General features: G+C 59.8%; 17 protein-coding genes. 16 read left to right on the forward strand and 1 reads right to left on the reverse strand.

Annotated elements, in window-relative coordinates; genetic code table 11:
* Positions 1-18 precede the first annotated feature (18 nt).
* From gmd (R4P70_RS12305) to R4P70_RS12380, 16 genes are all read left to right on the forward strand, one after another.
* The gene (gene gmd, locus R4P70_RS12305) at positions 19-1050 is read left to right on the forward strand and encodes a GDP-mannose 4,6-dehydratase (protein WP_042951020.1); all 1032 of its coding nucleotides are present in this window, start codon (positions 19-21) and stop codon (positions 1048-1050) included.
* Positions 1047-2015, forward strand: a complete 969-nt coding sequence (locus R4P70_RS12310; RefSeq protein WP_042951021.1) for a GDP-L-fucose synthase family protein — start codon at positions 1047-1049, stop codon at positions 2013-2015. The genes gmd (R4P70_RS12305) and R4P70_RS12310 overlap by 4 nt, the downstream gene beginning before the upstream one ends.
* Before the next feature lie 52 nt (positions 2016-2067).
* Positions 2068-3393 (forward strand): UDP-glucose dehydrogenase family protein, encoded by a 1326-nt coding sequence (locus tag R4P70_RS12315; RefSeq protein ID WP_099698604.1) that lies wholly within the window; start codon positions 2068-2070, stop codon positions 3391-3393.
* 682 nt (positions 3394-4075) lie between these two features.
* Positions 4076-5521 carry a polysaccharide biosynthesis tyrosine autokinase gene (locus tag R4P70_RS12320; protein ID WP_019747429.1) on the forward strand — a complete coding sequence of 482 codons (1446 nt, stop codon included), beginning with the start codon at positions 4076-4078 and terminating at the stop codon, positions 5519-5521.
* A 418-nt stretch (positions 5522-5939) separates the two neighbouring features.
* Positions 5940-6308 (forward strand): GNAT family N-acetyltransferase, encoded by a 369-nt coding sequence (locus R4P70_RS12325; RefSeq protein WP_372461248.1) that lies wholly within the window; start codon positions 5940-5942, stop codon positions 6306-6308.
* Positions 6309-7131: 823 nt separating this feature from the next.
* Entirely contained in the window at positions 7132-8655 is a 1524-nt protein-coding gene (locus R4P70_RS12330; RefSeq protein WP_269577931.1) for a sugar transferase, read from the forward strand.
* Positions 8642-9952, forward strand: coding sequence for an O-antigen ligase family protein (locus R4P70_RS12335; protein WP_317830872.1), 1311 nt, complete (start codon positions 8642-8644; stop codon positions 9950-9952). The genes R4P70_RS12330 and R4P70_RS12335 overlap by 14 nt, the downstream gene beginning before the upstream one ends.
* Position 9953: 1 nt before the next feature.
* Positions 9954-11165: a glycosyltransferase family 4 protein gene (locus R4P70_RS12340; protein ID WP_069146279.1), complete on the forward strand. Its 1212-nt coding sequence runs from the start codon at positions 9954-9956 to the stop codon at positions 11163-11165.
* Positions 11162-12373 carry a hypothetical protein gene (locus tag R4P70_RS12345; RefSeq protein WP_069146126.1) on the forward strand — a complete coding sequence of 404 codons (1212 nt, stop codon included), beginning with the start codon at positions 11162-11164 and terminating at the stop codon, positions 12371-12373. Before R4P70_RS12340 ends, R4P70_RS12345 begins: the two co-directional genes overlap by 4 nt.
* Positions 12370-13266 (forward strand): glycosyltransferase family 2 protein, encoded by an 897-nt coding sequence (locus R4P70_RS12350; RefSeq protein ID WP_019747424.1) that lies wholly within the window; start codon positions 12370-12372, stop codon positions 13264-13266. Before R4P70_RS12345 ends, R4P70_RS12350 begins: the two co-directional genes overlap by 4 nt.
* Positions 13263-14429 (forward strand): glycosyltransferase family 4 protein, encoded by a 1167-nt coding sequence (locus R4P70_RS12355; RefSeq protein ID WP_021343206.1) that lies wholly within the window; start codon positions 13263-13265, stop codon positions 14427-14429. The genes R4P70_RS12350 and R4P70_RS12355 overlap by 4 nt, the downstream gene beginning before the upstream one ends.
* A 5-nt stretch (positions 14430-14434) precedes the next feature.
* Positions 14435-15232 carry a WecB/TagA/CpsF family glycosyltransferase gene (locus R4P70_RS12360; protein ID WP_019747422.1) on the forward strand — a complete coding sequence of 266 codons (798 nt, stop codon included), beginning with the start codon at positions 14435-14437 and terminating at the stop codon, positions 15230-15232.
* A 97-nt stretch (positions 15233-15329) separates the two neighbouring features.
* Positions 15330-16361 carry a GDP-mannose 4,6-dehydratase gene (gmd, locus tag R4P70_RS12365; RefSeq protein WP_019747421.1) on the forward strand — a complete coding sequence of 344 codons (1032 nt, stop codon included), beginning with the start codon at positions 15330-15332 and terminating at the stop codon, positions 16359-16361.
* Complete coding sequence (locus R4P70_RS12370) at positions 16358-17326, forward strand: GDP-L-fucose synthase family protein (RefSeq protein ID WP_029254711.1); 969 nt, start codon at positions 16358-16360, stop codon at positions 17324-17326. Before gmd (R4P70_RS12365) ends, R4P70_RS12370 begins: the two co-directional genes overlap by 4 nt.
* A 53-nt stretch (positions 17327-17379) precedes the next feature.
* On the forward strand, positions 17380-18705 hold the full coding sequence (locus R4P70_RS12375; RefSeq protein WP_020906581.1) for a UDP-glucose dehydrogenase family protein: 1326 nt from the start codon (positions 17380-17382) through the stop codon (positions 18703-18705).
* A 130-nt stretch (positions 18706-18835) separates the two neighbouring features.
* Complete coding sequence (locus tag R4P70_RS12380) at positions 18836-20260, forward strand: polysaccharide biosynthesis tyrosine autokinase (RefSeq protein ID WP_019747418.1); 1425 nt, start codon at positions 18836-18838, stop codon at positions 20258-20260.
* Here R4P70_RS12380 and R4P70_RS12385 read toward each other — a convergent pair.
* Complete coding sequence (locus R4P70_RS12385; protein ID WP_020906582.1) at positions 20232-20756, reverse strand: protein-tyrosine-phosphatase; 525 nt, start codon at positions 20754-20756, stop codon at positions 20232-20234. The genes R4P70_RS12380 and R4P70_RS12385 overlap by 29 nt on opposite strands.
* Between the last annotated feature and the right edge of the window lie 64 nt (positions 20757-20820).

Genomic DNA, 20820 nt, shown 5'->3' on the forward strand with positions numbered 1-20820 from the left:
TCCACATCAAGGAGAGAAATGAAGAAGGCACTGATCACAGGCATTACCGGTCAAGATGGCTCCTATCTCGCGGAGCTGTTGTTGAGCAAGGGATACGAGGTCCACGGACTTATTCGTAGATCGTCCACGTTCAATACAGCTCGAATCGACCACATGTATGTGGATCCCCACACGCCGGATGCAAAACTGTTCCTTCATTACGGAGATCTCAGCGACGGGGCGCGTTTGGTCACTCTTCTCGCACAGATACGCCCGGACGAGGTCTACAACCTTGCAGCGCAGTCCCATGTACGAGTGAGTTTCGACGAGCCCGAACATACCGGTGACACGACCGGAATCGGGTCGATCAGGTTGCTCGAAGCAGTCCGGATGGCTGGTCTCGAATGCAGGTTCTACCAGGCATCCAGTTCCGAGATGTTCGGTGCGACACCGCCTCCGCAGAACGAGCAGACTCCCTTCTATCCTCGATCGCCGTACGGTGCGGCGAAGGTGTACTCGTACTGGATCACCAAGAACTACCGCGAGGCGTACGGGATCTTTGCCGTGAACGGAATTCTGTTCAACCACGAATCTCCCCGGCGAGGCGAAACATTCGTCACTCGCAAGATCACGCGAGCGGTGGCGCGGATCAAGGCCGGTCTGGAAAGCCATTTGTACATGGGCAATCTCGATGCAATCCGCGACTGGGGCTATGCGCCGGAGTACGTGGAGGGAATGTGGAGAATGCTTCAGGTCGACGAACCGGACGATTACGTGCTCGCGACAGGCGGTAACTACTCGGTCAAGGATTTCCTGACGGTGGCCTTCGAGCACGCCGGCCTGAACTGGGAAGATCACGTGCGCTTCGACGAGCGCTATCTGCGGCCGACGGAAGTAGATGCGTTGATCGGAGACGCCGGTAAGGCGGAGCAGAAGCTCGGATGGAAGGCGACTGTACATACCCCGGAGCTGGCTCGAATCATGGTCGATGCGGACATCGAGGCTCTGACGTGTGAGGGCAAGCCCTGGATCGACCGTCCGAACCTGGTGGATTGGGAGCACGCTCGATGACGGGGGAGTACACGCAGAAGTCCCTCGATCGAAGCGACACGGTATACGTTGCGGGCCATCGTGGACTCGTTGGTTCAGCGATTTGGCGTCGTTTGGAAGCCGACGGTTTCAATCGCCTTGTCGGTCGCACGTCCGCCGAACTCGATCTTCGCGACCGCGGTGCCGTATTCGAATTCTTCGCCGCTGAGAGGCCGAAGAACGTGGTCCTCGCGGCAGCCAGAGTGGGCGGGATACTGGCGAACAGCACACTGCCGGTGGACTTCATCTCCGACAACCTTCGCATCCAGGTGAACGTGATGGACGCGGCGGCCGAATTCGACGTAGATCGCCTTCTATTCCTCGGATCATCCTGCATCTACCCGAAATTCGCACCTCAACCGATTCGCGAAGAATATCTGCTGACCGGTCATCTGGAACCGACGAACGATGCATATGCCATCGCAAAGATCGCGGGAATCCTGCAGGTACAGGCTGTTCGCAAGCAGTTCGGGCGACCGTGGATCTCCGCGATGCCGACGAACCTCTACGGCCCGGGTGACAACTTCTCTGCCAAGGGCTCTCATGTGCTGCCAGCCCTCATCAGGCGCTTCGACGACGCGCGCCGTGATGGAGCTGCGTCAGTCGTTAACTGGGGCAGCGGGACGCCGAGGCGCGAGTTTCTCCACGTCGACGACATGGCGGATGCCTGCCTTCATTTGCTCGACCACTATGACGGAGCAGAACACGTCAATGTTGGTACGGGCGAGGACCAGAGTATCGCGGAGATCTCCGCGATCGTGGCGGACGAGATCGGGTTCGACGGCGAGATCGAATGGGATCATTCGAAACCTGACGGGACGCCGCGGAAGTTGCTTGACATCGGGAAGCTTCGAGATTTGGGGTGGCAGCCCAGGATTGATCTTCGTGCGGGAATCGCATCGACCGTGGAGTGGTATCGACAGAACGTCGATTCGATCAGGACATGAAGTACTACAGCATTATTCGACGTAAACCCGACTTCGACAGGCAGACATCGTTATGACTTCTCGTATTGCGGTATTCGGCACCGGCTACCTCGGGGCGACACATGCAGCTTGCATGGCCGAGTTGGGTCACGAGGTTCTCGGGGTGGATGTTGATCCGAACAAGCTCGCGATGCTCGAAGCTGGGGAGGTTCCTTTCTACGAACCGGGACTCGAGGAAGTGCTGCGCCGCAACATAGCCGCGGGACGTCTTCGATTCACGGCTTCCTACGAGGAGGCCGCAGAGTTCGCCGACATCCATTTCCTCGGCGTCGGTACGCCGCAGAAGAAGGGGGAGTTCGCGGCCGACATGCGTTTTGTCGATTCGGTGATCGAGACGCTTGCACCCCTCTTGACCAGGCCGACCGTTATCTTCGGGAAATCAACAGTGCCAGTTGGTACAGCAGAGCGATTGGGTGCGCGGGCACGGGAACTGGCGCCTGCCGGACAAGACGTCGAGGTGGCGTGGAACCCGGAATTTCTCCGGGAAGGCTACGCGGTGAAAGACACACTTCACCCGGACCGGCTTGTGCTCGGGGTCGACCGTAATCGACCCGGACGTGCGGAATCGGTTGCGCGTGAAGTGTACGAGCAGCTCTTGAACGAAGGTATTCCCTTCGTTGTGACCGACCTTGCGACTTCGGAGTTGGTCAAAGCGTCAGCCAATGCATTTCTGGCGACGAAGATCTCGTTCATCAATGCGATCTCGGAGGTGTGCGAGGCGTCGGGCGCGGATGTGACCGTTCTTGCCGATGCCATCGGCCACGACGAGAGAATTGGTAGGCGATTCCTCAACGCCGGAATCGGTTTCGGTGGTGGCTGCCTACCTAAGGACATCCGTGCTTTCATGGCGCGTGCGGGTGAGCTGGGAGCAGATCAAGCACTCACTTTCCTACGCGAAGTCGACAATATCAACATGCGTCGTCGTACTCGGATGGTCGAACTGGCTCGAGAAGCGTGTGGTTCTCTACTCGGAGCCAATGTGGCGGTTCTCGGTGCAGCCTTCAAGCCTGACTCCGACGACGTGCGCGACTCACCTGCGCTGAACGTTGCCGGCCAGATTCAGCTCCAAGGCGCTGCCGTCAATGTCTATGACCCGAAGGCCATGGGAAACTCGAAGGCGTTGTTCCCCACCCTCACTTACACTTCGAGTGCACTTGACGCGTGTGCAGGAGCTGATGTCGTCTTGGTTCTGACCGAGTGGACCGAGTTTCGAAAGTTGTTGCCGTCGGATCTCGAAGTGGTCGTCCGCAAGAAGGTCATCATCGACGGACGTAACTGCCTGGAACCGACCACCTGGCGCGACGCAGGGTGGACCTATCGAGGTCTTGGAAGGCCGTAGATCGATGAAACCCTCAGTGAGGGATGGTTATTGCATGGCGTCGAGGGGAGTGCCCGCGTGTCTGGGACGAAGGTCCGTCAGTAGATGAACTATTCCGGTGTGGAAACTTCGATCGCCGCCCGTCGATTTCGGGGCGAGTGGTGTTTGCCCTGTTCGATTGGTGTGCACCGGCTTCCGGTGGCGGCGGGTGTTGTTGGATGTTTGCGGACTTTGGTCCTACGGCCGGCTGAGGGTGTGTGATCTTCGCGTGGTCAGCACATTCGGCTGGCGAAATCGAGGGGTTTCGATGCTGCGTTGCGGTGGTGAAAAGAACCACGACACAGTAGAGTTCAGCCTGGCTGCACGTTACGTCCGCTCTCTTCGATGTGCAGTGAACTCCAGGTGGCGGTGTCGGCCGATGAGGCTGACGAAGAGAACTGGACCAGATGTCCGTGTCGCAGGTTCGCCGCTGCGTCAACATGTAGTCGTGCCGTCAAGTGTGGACCACGAACTGAGATGCGTGAGATGCCACGAAGGTTTCTTGTCCCTGCCTGTTTCGGGATCGACCTCTCTGTGACGCAGGGACGCGCGATAAAAAGATTGGCTGCCTCGTTCAGCCTGGATTGAGTGCAGCGGCTCGACAAGCGGCTGTCGATTACTACTCGAATACGTACTACGTGCTCGAGCCGAAGGAGATTCGACGATGGATGTACGGGACTACCTGAAGATCTTGCAGGCACGGTGGAAAATAGTCGTTGTCGTCACCGTGGTTGTGATCTTGGGCGCTTTGGGTGCCTCGTTGATTGCGACACCGGTCTACCAGGCTTCCACGCGCCTGTTCGTGTCGACTTCCACTGGAACGACCGTGAACGAGGCTTACCAAGGCAACCAGCTTTCACAGCAGTTGGTCACCTCCTACGCCAAGCTCCTCACTGGGGAGACGCTCGCGCAGCGAACAATCGATGCAGTGGGGTCAGATCGATTGGGTGGGCTGTCCGCGGCGGAGATCTCGTCGAAGGTGACCGCCACATCGGCGCCGGATACTGTACTTCTCGATTTGAGCGTGCAAGATGCGTCGCCTGAACTGGCACGCGAAATCGCAAATGCGCTGTCGGACGAGTTTGTCGTGATGGTCAAAGATCTGGGTACGCCCGCGAATGGTGGCACAGCGCCGGCGCGCGTCGTTGTCGAGCAGCGAGCACAAACTCCCGCGGAACCGGTGTCGCCGAAGACTTCGCGGAACGTGGCGCTCGGTGCCGCGATCGGGCTTCTGCTGGGGATCGGATTGGCTGTCGTGCGTGATCGCCTGGACAACACCGTCAAAGAGCGCAAGGTGGTCGAAGACATCGCCGGCGCGGCGATGGTGGGAACAATTCCGTTCGACAAGGAACGTGAAGTTCATCAAGCGATCAACTTCCACGAGGGCAACTCCGCAAGTGCCGAGGCGTACCGCGAACTGCGAACCAATCTGCAGTTCCTGGCCGTGGATCGTCCACCGAGTGTCATCGTCGTCACGAGTTCTCTTCCCTCCGAGGGAAAGACCACGACTGCGGTAAACATCGCACTCGTGCTGGCCGAGGCAGGCAAGAAGGTGTGTCTCGTCGAAGGTGACCTCCGTAAGCCTCGCGTTTCGAAGTACCTTGGACTTATCGGAAGCGTCGGTCTGAGCTCGGTCTTGGCTGGGCAAGCAGATCTCGACGACGTACTTCAAGTCACGAGCAATGCTGACCTGACGGTCCTTGCTTCAGGTCCGATTCCCCCGAACCCGAGCGAACTGCTGGGGACTGACACTGCCCATGCAGTCTTTACCGATCTCCGCAGAAGGTTCGACTACGTCATCATCGACGCCTCGCCGTTGCTTCCGGTTACGGATGCTGCAGTGCTTTCAGCGCTGGCGGACGGTGCGCTCGTGATTGCTCGTCACGGCTCGACGAAGAGGGATCAGCTGAGCAGGGCGGTCGGCAATCTCCACAGTGTGGGCGCGACAATTCTCGGCACTGTCATCACGATGACCCCGCTGAACGGTCGTGGTGTCTACGAGTACAAGTACTACTACGATTCCGATCCGGTTGTCGCTGACGTGGCCGTGGGAGGTTCCGTGGACAGCAATCCAGTCGGCGAACGAAGGGTAACGTCGACAGTCAACTGATCTGGTCGTACGTTAAATCCCGACGCCTCACAGGGCCCTCGAGCAATGCTCGAGGGCCCTTCTGCGTGTGGTGAATCGGACGCAATTCTTTAGTCGGGTCCTCTGAGTCTGCGACGCTGCGGTCTGACCTGTCCTACTTGACCGGTGCCGCTACGGCTTTCGATCTGGTTGCGCCTGACGAGCCGTTGTGAGCTTCCTGTTGGAGTCGTGTGACGAGTGTGGCTGACCGCAGGCGGACCAGCACGGTTCGGCGATTGGAGTTGCGCAACGTCTAGATCTCGGTCTGGCATCCTGTGCTGGATTCAGGCAGTGGGTGCAGTAGCTGTTGGCGCAGCCAGAGTCGTGGACGGGGCCCGACATTGTCCCGGCAACCAACTGGTGGATCGCTCGCGGCGGCCGGTATCTCGGTGCTATCCAGATGCGGCACAGCATGAACGAGATCTTGGCCGATTTCGGTGGTCATATCGGCTATGGAATCCGGCCGCCGGAACGCCGGCAAGGTATCGCGTCGACGGCGCTGCAGGAGATGCTCACGTATGCCACACAACCGGTGGGCCTCGGTCGAGTCCTGATTGCCCGCAACGAGATGAACGTGGGTTCACGCAAGGCCATCGAGGTTTGCGGGGGTCTACTCGCGAGCGTGCGCCCAGCTGATCAGTCGACCGCAACCTCGGCTGTTCGAGAGACACGATCCGCTACTGGGCGCCAACGAGCATGTCGAGCGTCAGTTGACCTATACGCGGCCACGCACTCTTGCCATGGCCGTGCATGCTTGCCATGGACATAGCCGTCGGTAGTTTGTAGTCGAACGGCTGCTCAATTCCCCCTTCTCGAATTGGATTGTGCTGCAAATCTTTCTGCACCGCATGGACGGTCAGTGGCGGTCCAGGCTCCTCCTTTCGCATGTCTAAATTCTCGGTGTCGCCCGACCGTAGGTTCGCGCATTGCCGGCCAGTCGTAAGTAAAGCGCGCAGAGGCCAAGTGCCGGACAATCGTCCAGGTCTGAGGCGACGCCGAACGCATCAAAGTATGGTTTGCAGAGCGATTACCAACTGCGTGCTGGTTTCCGTCCAAACGTGGAGTCCAATTGATCAAGGCGATGAAAACTATAGGTACGCAATGGTAATGGTGAGGAATGTTCGCACCCTCCTGCTTAGAGGGTGAATAACTGACCTCAATGCTGGCGTTCGGAAGAAGTTCGGAAAGCGCTATTGCCACACTGTCCGGAATGTGGCAAACTCCTCACTGGTACTGACCAGCTAGCCGAAAAATTGCCAAGACGTGAGTCCTGACAATATCGAGGCTGGCGACGTCAGCGGGCGAGGAGAAATCGCCGATCGTCCTGTGTTTGGGTCGTTAGTGGACTCTGCTTCAATCATGGGGTGTGAGCTGCGGCAATGCCGCATAAATCGACAGTTGGGCCGAGGCCTGACAACAGTCGCCGGGTTAACTGCAAGGCGCACGTAATGCGACCATTCGCACTGAACGCAGCAATGCGGAGCAGTTGCTTCGCTGTCGAAGTTTCGGGATTCGGCAAGGCGGTCCGATGGACCTCGGCCGGCGAACAGCTTCAGGCCGAATTTTGTGCATGGGGAAAGGTTTCTGAACACATGACGGTTCTCGAGATGGCCGCGCCCACGAAAGAACGGCCACAACAACACCGACGAGTAGCGCCCGAGAGGGCTGGTGGAGTTTCCGCACGCAGGAAATGGCAATCTGCGTATCTTCGTCGTCTGGCGATCACCGACACGATCATTGTTGCGGCAGTTGTGTTTCTGGCTCAATGGTGGCGATTCGGTAGCGACGCGGACGTCGTCGACGGTGAAGCGTTCGGCCATTTCAGCTACACCGCACTGTCTTTCGCCCTGATTATCGGCTGGTTCGCCGTATTGAGAGTATTTCGCACCAGATCTCCTCGCGTGATCGGAAGCGGCCCTGAAGAGTACCGATTGATCGCTGTCGGAACGCTCCGCCTGTTCGGACTGATTGCGATCGCCAGCCTTCTCCTTCACCTGGAGATCGCGCGCCTGTACCTCGCCGTGGCGTTTCCGATGGGATTGACCGCCTTGATCGCGAGTCGTTGGATCTGGCGACGGGTGATTGCTCGTGAGCGAGCCCGAGGTGAATTTCGAACTGCCGTACTTGTGGTCGGTGTGCGAGGGGCAGTTGTCGATCTTGCACGCAACCTCGAGCGAGACGATGCCCATGGATACCGAGTCGTCGGAGTCTGCGTACCTGGCTACGGAGGAGACGTGGGCGAAGTTGTCACAGTGAACGGTCGGGACATTCCGGTGCTCGGAGATGAGCACAGTGTCACGGACGCAATCGAACAGGTCGGTGCCGACACGGTGGCAGTGACGGCGTCGGAGCGATTCGGACCGGAAAGGCTGCGCACGTTGGCCTGGGATCTCGAGCGCGATCATGTGGACCTTGTTGTTGCACCAGGGATTCTGGATGTGTCCGGACCGAGACTGTCGATGCGCCCGGTCGCTGGATTTCCGCTGATCCATGTCGAGCGTCCGCGCTATCACGGCGCGCAGAAGTTCACGAAGACGACCTTCGACATCGTCTTCTCGACCGTGGTACTCGCCGTGATCAGTCCGGTGCTTCTGGCGGCTGCGATCGCAGTCAAGCTCACGAGCAAGGGGCCGGTTCTGTACAAGTCCGAGCGGATGGGGTTGGACGGGCAGCCGTTCCCCATGCTCAAGTTCCGCTCGATGGTCCAGAATGCGGATTCTCAAGTCACGGCGCTGATGAAGGAGAACGAAGGCGCCGGAGTGCTTTTCAAGATGCGAGATGATCCGCGTGTGACGACGGTCGGTCGCTTCATGCGTCGGTACTCGATCGACGAGTTGCCCCAGTTCGTCAATGTTCTTCGGCGCGAGATGAGCGTCGTCGGACCGCGGCCACCGCTTCGGCGCGAGGTCGAGATGTACGACGGTGCGGTCAGTCGCCGGCTACTGGTCAAGCCCGGTGTCACCGGTCTGTGGCAAGTCAGCGGACGTTCTGATCTGTCGTGGGAAGACACTGTCCGCCTTGATCTTTCCTACGTCGACAACTGGTCGATGATGGGTGACGTCATGATCGTCGCGAAGACGCTCAAGGCGGTGGTGGGAAGTGATGGCGCCTACTGACAAGAATGCGGCACCGGCGCCTTGCGAAAATGAGGCACCGAACAATCCGCTGATCTTGCGAACGGCATTGGTGATCGCGGTCATCGGCGCGAGCGGAGCCTTTCAGGCCTACACGCAGAAGACAGCGCTCGGATCGTTGCTCGTACACGGTTCGGCTGTTCTCTCGGCGACACTCGCGTTGGTCTACTTCCTCGACCGGCGATACTCACGCAACGCGTCCTGGCCTGTCTTCACGCTTCTGATCGCGGCCGGCGTTCCGGCAACCAGCTGGTACTGGTCGACGTTGCCCCGGAACTCCGTCGTCGCCGGCATCGTCATCGTGTGCCTGGCGATCACGGGAATCATGGTCGCCCGCGAGTTGACCTTCCCGGTGCGAGTGCGGACTGTGGCCGTCACCTTGCTGGTACTACTGGTGCTGTCGCTGATGGTCGTGGTCCTCGATCCTTCGACCGGCATCGATGTGGATACCCGCGCTGTTGCCTACCGCGGAATCTTCACGCACAAGAATACTTTGGGCCGAATGGCTGCGATCGAAGTTGTCCTTGTTGCTGTCATGCTCATGCTTCCCGACGTCAAGCGTATTCCGTGGGTGGCGGCACTGGCTGTCGCCGGCATCGTGTTGTTCGAAGCCCGGAGCCAGACCAGTCTCGTCGCTGCAGGGATTGCGCTGGCGACAGTGCTTGCTCTGAAGTGCCTTCGACGGACACCTAACGCTCGCCTTGCCTCGACGGTGATCATCGGGCTGTACATCGGGGTGTCCGGCGCGATGAAGGTGCTCGGACCCGATGTCGCAGCGCTACTCTCGCGAGATGTCACGTTGACCGGCCGGCTACATCTCTGGACGGTATCCGAGTACTACGCCGAACAGCGGCCCCTGCTCGGTTGGGGCTTCGGCTCGGTCTGGGCACCTGACAGCGTTGTCGGACAGATGATCCGGTCCAAGCTGTCCTTTCCGGCGACCAGCGCGCACAACGGAATGCTCGACATTCGTCTCCAGATCGGTTGGATCGGATTCCTGCTGCTGTTGGCCGGCTATTACCTGCTTCTGAACACGGCGCTCGGGCGAGCTCGCAGCAGAACGGAGTACATCGCCGTCGTCGCGATCATGGTTCTCGTCTTCTCGATGGACTTGACGGAGTCGACGCTCTTCTTCGGCGCCATGTGGCTGATCGCATGGGTCTTCCTGGCGCCGTACGGACCCTCGACGCACCGCTCTCACAGTGCAGGCAACGCCGAATTGTCGATCTGTAGGGGTCGTGCGTACGGGTTCGCTCCGGAGCGAAGAGGAGGTCAGTGAGATGTACAAGTCGTTCGATGTAGCGCGTTCGAAGCCTGAAGTGAACCCGACGTCCGCCGGTGGATCCACGCCGCCGAAAGCCTTGATGTTCCATGCGATCTATCGGAATCCGGGTGGTGAGGAGCAGAGCTTCGCGAACGAATCCAAGCTCCTCGAATCGATCGGATACGAGACGGTTCAGTGCACTACCGAGAATTCCAAGATCTCCCGGGGACCGTGGGCGGCAGTCACCGCAGTGTTCAGTCCTCGAGTACTCGTCGATGCATTGCGCATCATTCGTTCGGAGCGACCGGACATCGTCTACGTGAACAATCTCTGGCCGGCGTTCTCGGCTTCGTTGCTCGTGGCCGCACGAGCCGCCGCAATTCCTACGTTGCAGGCGGTTCGGAACTATCGCCTCGCCACACCGTCAGCAAAGTTGCGCGCAGATGGCACGTGCACCGAATGCGGTTCCACCAACTACTTCACGAGTTGTGTCCGCAACGGATGCTACGGAAACAGCCGACTGCAGAGCCTTGTCTGCTACCTGAGCGCTGCGGCGGTCAAGATCAGCGTCTTGGGGTGGAAGCAGCACAGGTTTGTCGCAACGAGCGCGATGACAGCACGTCTGGTCGAGGGACGACTGATCGATTCTGGCCGCGTCGTGGTTCGTCCGAACTTCGGATTCGAAGAAAATGAACCCGAGTTCCGGAGCACTGATTCGGTCGTGTGCGTCAGCCGACTGACACCGGAGAAGGGCGTCCTGGACTTGGTGCGCAACTGGCCGCAGGGCGCTGGAAGTCCCTCGCTCACAGTTCTCGGTGACGGACCGCAGTACGGCGAGATCTCCAGCATAAGCGCAGCTCTCGACAACGTCACGCTGGCCGGATTCACTTCACACGAAGATGTGATCGAGATACTCCGCGACAGTGCGGCGTCCGTGGTGCCGTCTCAGTGGGCAGAACCGTTCGGACGCGTTGCGATCGAGTCGATGTCGGTTGGCACCCCGGTCATCTACGCAACCAGCGGTGCACTCGCGGACATCGTCGGACCGGGCGGAACGCCTCTCCATACCTTGGAAGAGTCGTCGATACGCGAGGCCCTCGACCGAATCTTCGGAGCGGACGACCGATCGGCGATACGCAGATCCGCTTATCGTCACTACTCGAATCGCTTCACATCGCGCAAGGCGGCGACGTCGATGCGTGAGCTCATCAACGAGGTGAGATCGTGAACGATCGCACTCGGTATGTGACATTCATGGCCGATCAAGGGCTTTCGAGCGTCCTCACTTTTGTCGTTCTCACCTCGGTGGCACGACTCGGTGGTCCGATCGAAGTCGGCCAGGTTGCCGTGATTCAATCGGCGGGTCTGTTGGCACTGGCACTGGGGAGAGCGATCGGCGTCGACGTCTGGCTGTCGCGAGGGGCGGTGTCCGACGAGCGTGGACCGGCGTTGGCACCCACGATCGTGCTGGCGGCGGTATCGGTGACATCGGTGTGGGCACTGTTCCTGATCGCCGGCTCGGACTCGATGAATCTCACGGTATACGCCTTGGCTGCAGCTGGTTTCGTGGTGTTGGACGTGATACGTACGATGCTGATGCACGACGGAGCGAGTTGGATCTCTGCGTCGATACAGATCGTGACACTCTCGTTCGTCCTAATTGCAGCTTTCCTGGTCGAGAATCTGACACTTGCACTCGTGACCTATACGGTCGGTGTCTTCGTCGCGCTCGCGCTCGGTCACGCATCCATGCGTCTGGTACCGCCGGTGCCGTCGGTCAGGTACTCGCGCACTCACCGATATAGATCCGTGCCGTTTGCGATCGAGATATTGATGGGATCAGCTGCGCAGCAGGCGATGTTCTTGATACTCACCGTGGTGGCGTCGATCTCGATGATCGGTGAGATCAGAACTGCCCAGACACTGCTCGGTCCACTGTCCTTGATGTTCGCGGGCATCTCGCCAATTCTGATGCGTAAGTTCGGCAGTGGTGTCGAAGCGATGAGCGCGAGCGAGTGCATGGCACTCGGCCGCCGAGTGGGCTTGCAGATCTTCTGGATTTCGATCATCTGCGTTTCGCTGATCTGTCTCACACTCGAGATTCGACTCTCGGGAGTGCGATTGATGGATCATCTGGTCGGACCGCACTTTCCGAACTTGATACCGGTCATTCTGCTCTGCGGGTTGGCGGTGGCGTTCAACGGGATTCTGCTGGGAGTCGGCACGTCGATCCGCGTCGTGGACAAGACGGGAAACCTCAACAGATTTCGCGCCTTGCTGTTGCCTCTGCAGTTTCTGATCGTTCTCGGGGCAGGACTGACCGACAGCGCCGTACACGTCGCAGGAGCATTGGCCGCGTCGGCGTGCGTCAGCGCGAGCGTCGCACTCCTGGTCTCGATGAACCGTGGCGCCCGACCGAAAGTTGACCTCTCATGAAGAATCCCAGCGGCGTCATAGTGGCGATTCTGACCTTCCGTCGCGAATCGGAACTGGCTGTATGCATCGACAGCGTCCGGGCATCGATCCAGGCTTCCGGTGTCTCCGCCCAGGTCGTAGTAGGCGACAATGATCCGGAATCCACCACACCGACGTATGTTGCCGACGGGATCGAACGACTGCATCTCGGATTTGGCGGGGTATCTCCGGCGCGACGTGCGCTGGTCGATCTCGCCCGTGCACGAGATCGTCGTTACATCGTCTTCGTCGACGACGACGAGTACGTCGATGTCGACTGGCTGTCGAATCTCCTCACCTGCGCCGCAGATTTCGACGCAGGTGCTGTGGCCGGTCCTGTGATTCCGGTGGGTCTGCCTGCCTCAGAACTTCCATTGCACACTCGCGTTCGCCATTCGACCGGCACCCCGGTTGCGTCTGCAGGCGCCGGAAATCTGTTGTTGGACCTGAAGACTTTGAACGGCTTGAACTTCAGTGACGACTGGGATCTACCTGGCGGCGAGGACACCGAGTTCACGCTCAGGATGAGCGCCGGCGGTGTCCGGTTGTTGTGGTGCGACGAGGCGCTTGCGTACGAACCCGTCGACGAGGATCGGCGTCGGGACTCCTGGCTCTTCGCCCGGTATGTCAACAACGGACGAATCCTCGCGGTCTGTCAAGGACAGCTCGACCTGCCACTGTTGACGGCTCAGAGTGCCAAACGCGCTCTGCTCGTACTCGCGTCGGCGACGTTGATCCCCGTTGCCCTGATCAGTCCACGGATCAAACGCGTGGTTCTCGACCACGGTGCACGCAACATCGGTTGGTTCTCAGAGCGATTCAGCCGCCGCGATTCTCGGAAGCCGCGCGCACAGAGGCTGGTGGTAGCGCGATGACACGGTTGTTGATGACGGCATACGCCTGCGATCCGAATCAGGGGAGTGAATCCGGTGCGGGTTGGGCGCTTCTCTCGGCGGCTTCCGAACTGTGTGAGTCGATCACGGTGGTGACTCGCTCCGGTGAGGCTCCTGCTTTGGAATCGGAGTGTGAAAAGCTCGGTTGCGAAGTTCGTGTCGTGCGAATAGCGACTTTGACCGCGGAAGAAGCCGGATCGTACGGTCGATACCTCCGATGGCTCTGGCACACTTCACTGTTCGTTCGGCGTGAAGCGGCAAACTTCGACGTCCTGCACCATGCAACTTTCGCCTCCGACTGGCTGCCACCACCGGTGCTGTTCGGTGGAGCCGGCGGCGCACGACTCGTATGGGGGCCTGCCGGGGGCAACACCTACCCGCCGATGCCGCTCGCCAAGCGCATCGGTATGCGGTATCTGGCAACCACGGCAGTTCGAACCTGCTCGACGAAAGCCGTTCGGTCACTGACACATGTCTTCATGGCCGGACGAGTCGACACTTTCATCGCGATGAACTCCGACAGCGGGCGTGGCGCACCGCGGGCACGCAACGTCGTCATCCAACCCAATTGTGTTCTGGACTACGACGGAATCGAGAAGCAAGCGGTACCCAGGCCGAAACGAAGGCTCTTGTTCGTAGGAAGACTGTTGCAGTACAAAGGAATCGACCTGATTCTGGACGCGCTCGAGCATTTGGGCGCCGAGTGGTCCATGACCTTTGTCGGGGAGGGACCCGCCCGCGGGCGGATCGAGAAGTCGCTTCCGTATCGGCGCGGTCAGGTCACGCTTCGCGGGTGGCTCGACAGATCGGAAGTGGTGGGCGAGATGGGGGCCTCCTCCGTTCTGCTCTTCCCGAGCATGCACGATTCGGGCGGCTGGGTGGCGGCCGAAGCGGCTGCGGTGGGCCTCCCGGTGGTCTGTTTGGATCTCGGCGGTGTGCCGACACTGGCCGGTAGTAACGCCGTGGCGATCCCGGTTGCTCCGGCCTCGACTCTCGCCTCTCGTATCGCTCGATCGGTTGTCGAGACAGAACTTTCTTTCTTTGAACCACAGCGTGATTGGACTCGATCTCGGTTGACATCGGTCTTGTCGCGCAGTTACGGCCAGTGCAATGAACGTCAACAAACGAACTCGAAGAAGTGGTGAGACAGATGAGCAGTCCGTTCGAGGTCATCGAGGTGGGTGGCATTCCGTTTGCCGCGACCAATCTCGAGGGAGCTACCGATTGGGTAGTCAACGACAGACGAGAGGGAGCGGGAACCGGAGTCTCCGTGAGGTTGTCGAATTCCTACTGCGTGTCGGCGGCGCACAGCGATCGCGACTACTCCGCGGTTTTGAAGGGTCCCGGTGTGAACTTCGCAGACGGAACCCCGGTCAACTGGGTGATGCGCCTGATCGGCGGCACCGCTTCCGATCACGTCGGTGTTCGACCAGTCCGGGGTCCGTCGTTCTTCGAGGCCACCCTGGACAAGGGGCGCCGCTACGGCCTCCGTCACCACTTTGTCGGCACGACAGAAGAGACGTTGAGCCTCTTGACGGATCGAGTCGAGGAGTTATACCCGGGCATCGAGGTGGCTGGCACTTATGCCCCGCCGTTTGCCGCGTTCAGCAAGGAGTTCGTCGATGACATCATCACGAAGGTCGGTCCGTCGGCCCCGGACATCGTGTGGGTCGGCTTGGGAGCTCCGAAGCAGGATTTTGTCACGAAGGCGATAGCGGATCGAACCGACTACGTGGCCGTCGGTGTCGGCGCGGCCTTCGACTTCTTGGCCGGAACTGTCTCGGAGGCACCATCTTTCGTCCAGAACTCGGGTTTCGAGTGGCTGTATCGACTTGCATCGGAACCCAAACGTCTGTGGCGGCGCTACCTGTTCGGTAACTCGACATTCGTTCGGTTGGCATCGCGTGACATTCGAAAGTTCCTCGGCCGTTCGGGGGGACGCACATGAGCGAGATCAAGACTGCCGGGCGATTCGGAGGAATACGGACCACAACCGTGGTTTCGCAACTATCAGGCGGGCTGTCCCGCAACGGAAGGAACGCAGGATGAAACGCGCACTGATTACCGGAATCACGGGACAGGACGGCTCTTACCTCGCCGAGTTGCTGCTCTCCAAAGGCTACGAGGTTCACGGACTGATCCGTCGATCGTCGACGTTCAATACTTCGAGGATCAACCACATTTATGTGGACCCCCACCATGCGGATGCACGGCTTTTCCTTCACTACGGTGACCTCAGTGACGGAGCGCGCCTGGTGACGCTGCTCGCGCAGATCAAACCGGACGAGGTATACAACCTCGCTGCGCAGTCTCACGTCAGAGTCAGCTTCGACGAACCCGAACACACGGGGAACACGACAGGTGTGGGGTCGATCCGACTACTGGAGGCGGTTCGGATGGCCGGACTCGACTGCCGGTTCTACCAGGCGTCGAGCTCTGAGATGTTCGGTGCCACACCACCACCGCAGAACGAGGAGACACCGTTCTATCCACGCTCGCCCTACGGTGCGGCGAAGGTGTACTCGTACTGGATCACCAAGAACTACCGTGAGGCGTACGGAATCTTCGCGGTGAACGGAATTCTGTTCAATCACGAGTCCCCCAGGCGCGGCGAGACGTTCGTGACGCGCAAGATCACGCGGGCAGTCGCACGTATCAAGGCCGGGATCGAGGATCATCTGTACATGGGTAATCTCGATGCGATACGCGATTGGGGGTACGCGCCGGAGTATGTCGAGGGAATGTGGCGCATGCTGCAGGTCGACGAGCCTGAGGATTTTGTGCTGGCCACCGGTGGCAACTACTCGGTGCGCGACTTCCTCACAGTCGCTTTCGAACACGCAGGTCTGAACTGGGAGAACCACGTTCGATTCGACGAACGGTATCTTCGGCCGACCGAGGTGGACGCACTGATCGGGGATCCGAGCCATGCCGAGCGCAAACTCGGTTGGAAGGCCGGCGTGCACACACCCGAACTGGCTCGAATCATGGTCGAGGCAGACATCGAAGCGCTCGAACATGAAGGGCGCCCGTGGATCGACACTCCGGCACTTCCCGACTGGTTGGCGACGCGATGAGTGATTCATTCGCAGCGCGACCACTCGATCGAGGCGCACCGTTCTACGTGGCTGGACACCGAGGTTTGGTCGGCTCTTCGGTGTGGCGAAAACTGGAATCTGCCGGCTTCTCACGGTTGCTCGGACAGACCTCCGCCGAACTCGATCTGCGTGAGCGGGAAGCTGTTTTCGATTTTTTCGCCCGCGAAAAGCCGACCAACGTGATCCTTGCAGCAGCAAAAGTTGGTGGGATTGCGGCGAACAGCACGTTCCTCGTCGACTTCCTGTCGGAGAATCTTCGTATCCAGGTGAACGTGCTCGACGCTGCCCTTGCACACGGCGTCGAGCGTCTCCTGTTCCTCGGATCATCGTGCATCTACCCGAAATTGGCGCCGCAGCCGATCAAGGAGGAATACCTGCTCACCGGGCATCTCGAGCCGACCAACGACGCCTATGCAATAGCAAAGATTGCGGGAATACTCCATGTTCAAGCTGCCAGGCGGCAGCATGGTCGATCGTGGATCTCGGCGATGCCCACCAACCTGTACGGCCCGGGAGACAATTTCTCGCCGCGTGGATCGCATGTACTTCCCGCCCTCGTTCGGCGCTACGACGAGGCGCAGTCATCCGCAGTGCCGTTGGTTGTCAACTGGGGGAGTGGCAATCCTCGACGTGAATTTCTGCATGTCGACGATCTGGCGTCGGCGTGTCTGCATCTGCTCGACAACTACGACGGTGCATCGCACGTCAACGTGGGAACCGGCGAGGACCACACAATTCGTGAGATCGCTTCGATGGTCGCCGACGAGGTCGGATACACCGGCGAGACGCGGTGGGACACCTCGAAGCCTGACGGAACAATGCAGAAACTTCTGGACGTGAGCATGATTCGTGAACTCGGATGGCGGCCGACAATCGGATTGCGCGAAGGAATCGCGTCGACGGTCTCGTGGTACCGAGACAACATCGGTGCCGTGCGCACCTGAATTACCCATCCCATCAACACTTCACACACTGTCGAGAAAGCAGATCGAGCAACATGAGCACTCGCATAGCAGTTTTCGGCACGGGATACCTGGGCGCGACACACGCGGCGTGTATGGCCGAACTCGGTCACGAGGTCCTCGGAGTGGATGTCGACGCGGCAAAGCTGGAGAAACTGGCAGCAGGGGAAGTTCCTTTCTACGAGCCAGGTTTGGGCGAGGTCCTACGACGAAACATCGATCGAGGAAGGCTGAAGTTCACGTCGTCTTACGAGGAAGCCGCTGAATTTGCGGACGTGTTCTTCCTCGGGGTCGGTACGCCGCAGAAGAAGGGTGAGTTCGCCGCTGACATGGTCTACGTGGATGCCGTGATCGAAACTCTGGCACCGCTGCTCACCAAACCCGCGGTCATCTTCGGGAAGTCCACGGTGCCGGTGGGAACCGCGGAACGGCTCGGTAAGCGCGCGCGGGAACTGGCACCGGTTGGTGACGGCGTCGAAGTCGCATGGAATCCCGAGTTTCTGCGCGAGGGGTTTGCCGTCCAGGACACATTGCATCCAGATCGTCTGGTGCTCGGGGTCGACCGCGGTCGACACGGTCGCGCGGAATCTGCTGCGCGCGAGGTTTATGCAGACCTCCTCGATGAGGGAATTCCCTTTCTCGTCACGGACCTCGCTACGTCCGAGTTGGTCAAAGCGTCAGCGAATGCATTCCTGGCCACGAAAATCTCGTTCATCAACGCGATTTCCGAAGTGTGCGAGGCTGCTGGCGCCGACGTCACAGTGCTCGCCGACGCGATCGGGTACGACGTTCGGATCGGACGTCGATTCCTCAACGCGGGAATTGGTTTCGGCGGCGGTTGCCTACCCAAGGACATCCGTGCCTTCATGGCTCGCGCCGGTGAACTCGGCGCCGACCAAGCACTGACGTTCCTACGCGAAGTCGACAACATCAACATGCGCAGACGGACACGCATGGTCGAACTGGCGCGGGAGGCATGCGGATCGCTTCTCGGTGCGAGAGTCGCAGTTCTGGGTGCCGCGTTCAAACCGGACTCGGACGACGTTCGTGATTCGCCGGCGCTCAACGTCGCGGGTCAGATTCAGCTTCAAGGCGCAGCAGTGAACGTGTACGACCCGAAGGCCATGGACAATTCGCGTGCGCTGTTCCCGACGTTGACCTATTCGGCAAATGCGTTGGAGGCGTGCGAAGGCGCCGATGTCGTCCTGGTGTTGACCGAGTGGCCCGAATTTTTGAAGTTGCAGCCGTCCGATCTCGATGCAGTCGTTCGCAAGAAGGTGATCGTCGACGGGCGCAATTGCCTTTCCCCCGACGAGTGGCGAGGCGCAGGTTGGAACTACCGCGGACTGGGACGCCCGTGAGCACAGGACGTTTCGTCCGTCGCAGCTGATCGATATCGAAATTGAGAAAGCCCGGTTCGCCCTCGCGGTCTGACCGGCAAAGACCGCTCAGACCCGCAGTGGACATGCGTGAGCCGAAGGAGACATCAAGATGGAAATTGTCGACTACCTGAAGATATTGCAAGCCAGATGGCGAATAGTCGCTGCTGTAACCGTGCTCGGAATCCTGGGAGCCCTTTGCGCTTCTCTTCTTTCGACGCCCGTTTACCAGGCCTCGACGAGGCTGTTCGTTTCGACGTCGGCGGGTACCTCGGTCAACGAGGCACTGCAGGGCAGTCAACTTTCACAGCAGCGAGTTCTGTCCTATACAAAACTCCTGACCGGCCGGACACTTGCGCAGCGGACGATCGACGAACTGGGACCGAGGGTGGTCGGCGGGATGTCGGCTGAAGAGTTGGCCTCCAAGGTCACTGCGACGTCGGCGCCCGACACTGTGTTGATCGACCTCGGAGTCAAGGATCCTTCACCGGAGCTCGCGCGAGAGATCGCAAATACTCTGTCGTCCGAATTCGTCGCACTGGCAAAGGAACTGGAGACACCCGAGAACGGCGGAACGCCGCCTGCACGTGTGGTCGTCGAGCAACAGGCCCAAGAGCCGTCTGTTCCCGTTTCGCCCAAGACTTCGCGCAATCTCGCTCTCGGAGCAGTGGCGGGACTGGTGTCGGGAATCGCGCTTGCGTTGATTCGCGATCGACTCGACAACACGGTGAAGGATCGTCGAACGGTGGAAGAGATTGCGGGTTCGGCAATGGTGGGCACGATCCCGTTCGACAAAGTCGTCGAAGTCAACCATGCGATCACTTTCAGTGACGGAAATTCCGTGAGTGCCGAAGCCTTCCGTGAATTGCGCACCAACCTTCAGTTCCTCGAGGTGGATCATCCACCGCGTGTCATTGTCGTCACGAGTTCGCTTCCCTCCGAGGGTAAGACGACGACCGCCGTGAACATCGCTCTTGTCTTGGCGGAGGCCGGTAAATCAGTGTGCCTGATGGAAGGCGACCTCCGGAAGCCGCGAGTGTCGAAGTATCTGGGGTTGATCGGAAGCGTCGGCGTCAGTTCGGTGCTCTCCGGTCAAGCGACGCTGGACGATGTGCTTCAGCCGACCGAATTCGACGGGCTGACAGTGCTCGCCTCCGGACCGATCCCGCCGAACCCGAGCGAACTACTCGGCACCGACACGGCCAAACATGTTCTCGATGAACTGCGGGCGCGATACGACTACGTCATCATCGACGCCTCGCCGTTGCTACCCGTCACGGATGCCGCGGTCCTGGCCGCGATGTCGGACGGTGCCCTGGTGATCGCCCGACACGGCTCCACGAAGCGCGATCAACTGGCGCGCGCGGTCGGAAACCTACAGAGTGTGGGTGCACACGTCCTGGGCACTGTCATCACGATGACGCCGTCTCGCGGACGCAATGCGTACGAGTACAGCTACTACTACGAGTCGGACAAGTCGCTACCGCAGTTGACCGCGGTGCCCGCTCTCAGCGCTCACCGAAGCGAAGTCGGCTGAGCAGCGGGCCGAGGAGATCGGCGATCTCAAGTCCGATTTCGTGAAACACGTTCTCTTCCTTACCCATCGGATCCATGACGTCCTCGGGTTCGGCGGCACGAAATCGGGGTCTGGCGGCGGCGAGGTCCTCGACAGTTGCTGCATCTGCGAGCGAGCCCAACCGTGCGGCTTCTCGAAGTGTGAACGTGCGCTTGAGGCGCGCCGGAGCCATCGCCAGGACTTTGTCTCGCTGACTTTCGGTCATCGTGAGAATGAGGTCGGCGTCCGAGGCCAGCGCTGTTGTCATGCGTCGGGCTTGAAACTCCGTGGGGTCGCCGCCGAGCCCCGCGAGAACCCTCGCAGCAGTCGGCTCGATCGGGTGTCCGACCATCGCCCGGGTTCCGGCACTCGACGCGGTGAATCCGGAAACTCCGGCTTCGGCGGCATAAGCACGTGCAAGGCGTTCGCCAGTGGGTGATCGGCAGATGTTTCCCGTACAAACGAAGAGAACGTGCATGGCAGAAGCATAGGTTGCACGCGCGACGCACTCGTCGTACGCCCGATGTTGGTTTCGCGCCCAC

The organism is Rhodococcus sp. IEGM 1241, from assembly GCF_033142365.1.
In the GTDB taxonomy this organism is placed as follows: Bacteria; Actinomycetota; Actinomycetes; order Mycobacteriales; family Mycobacteriaceae; genus Rhodococcus_F; species Rhodococcus_F erythropolis.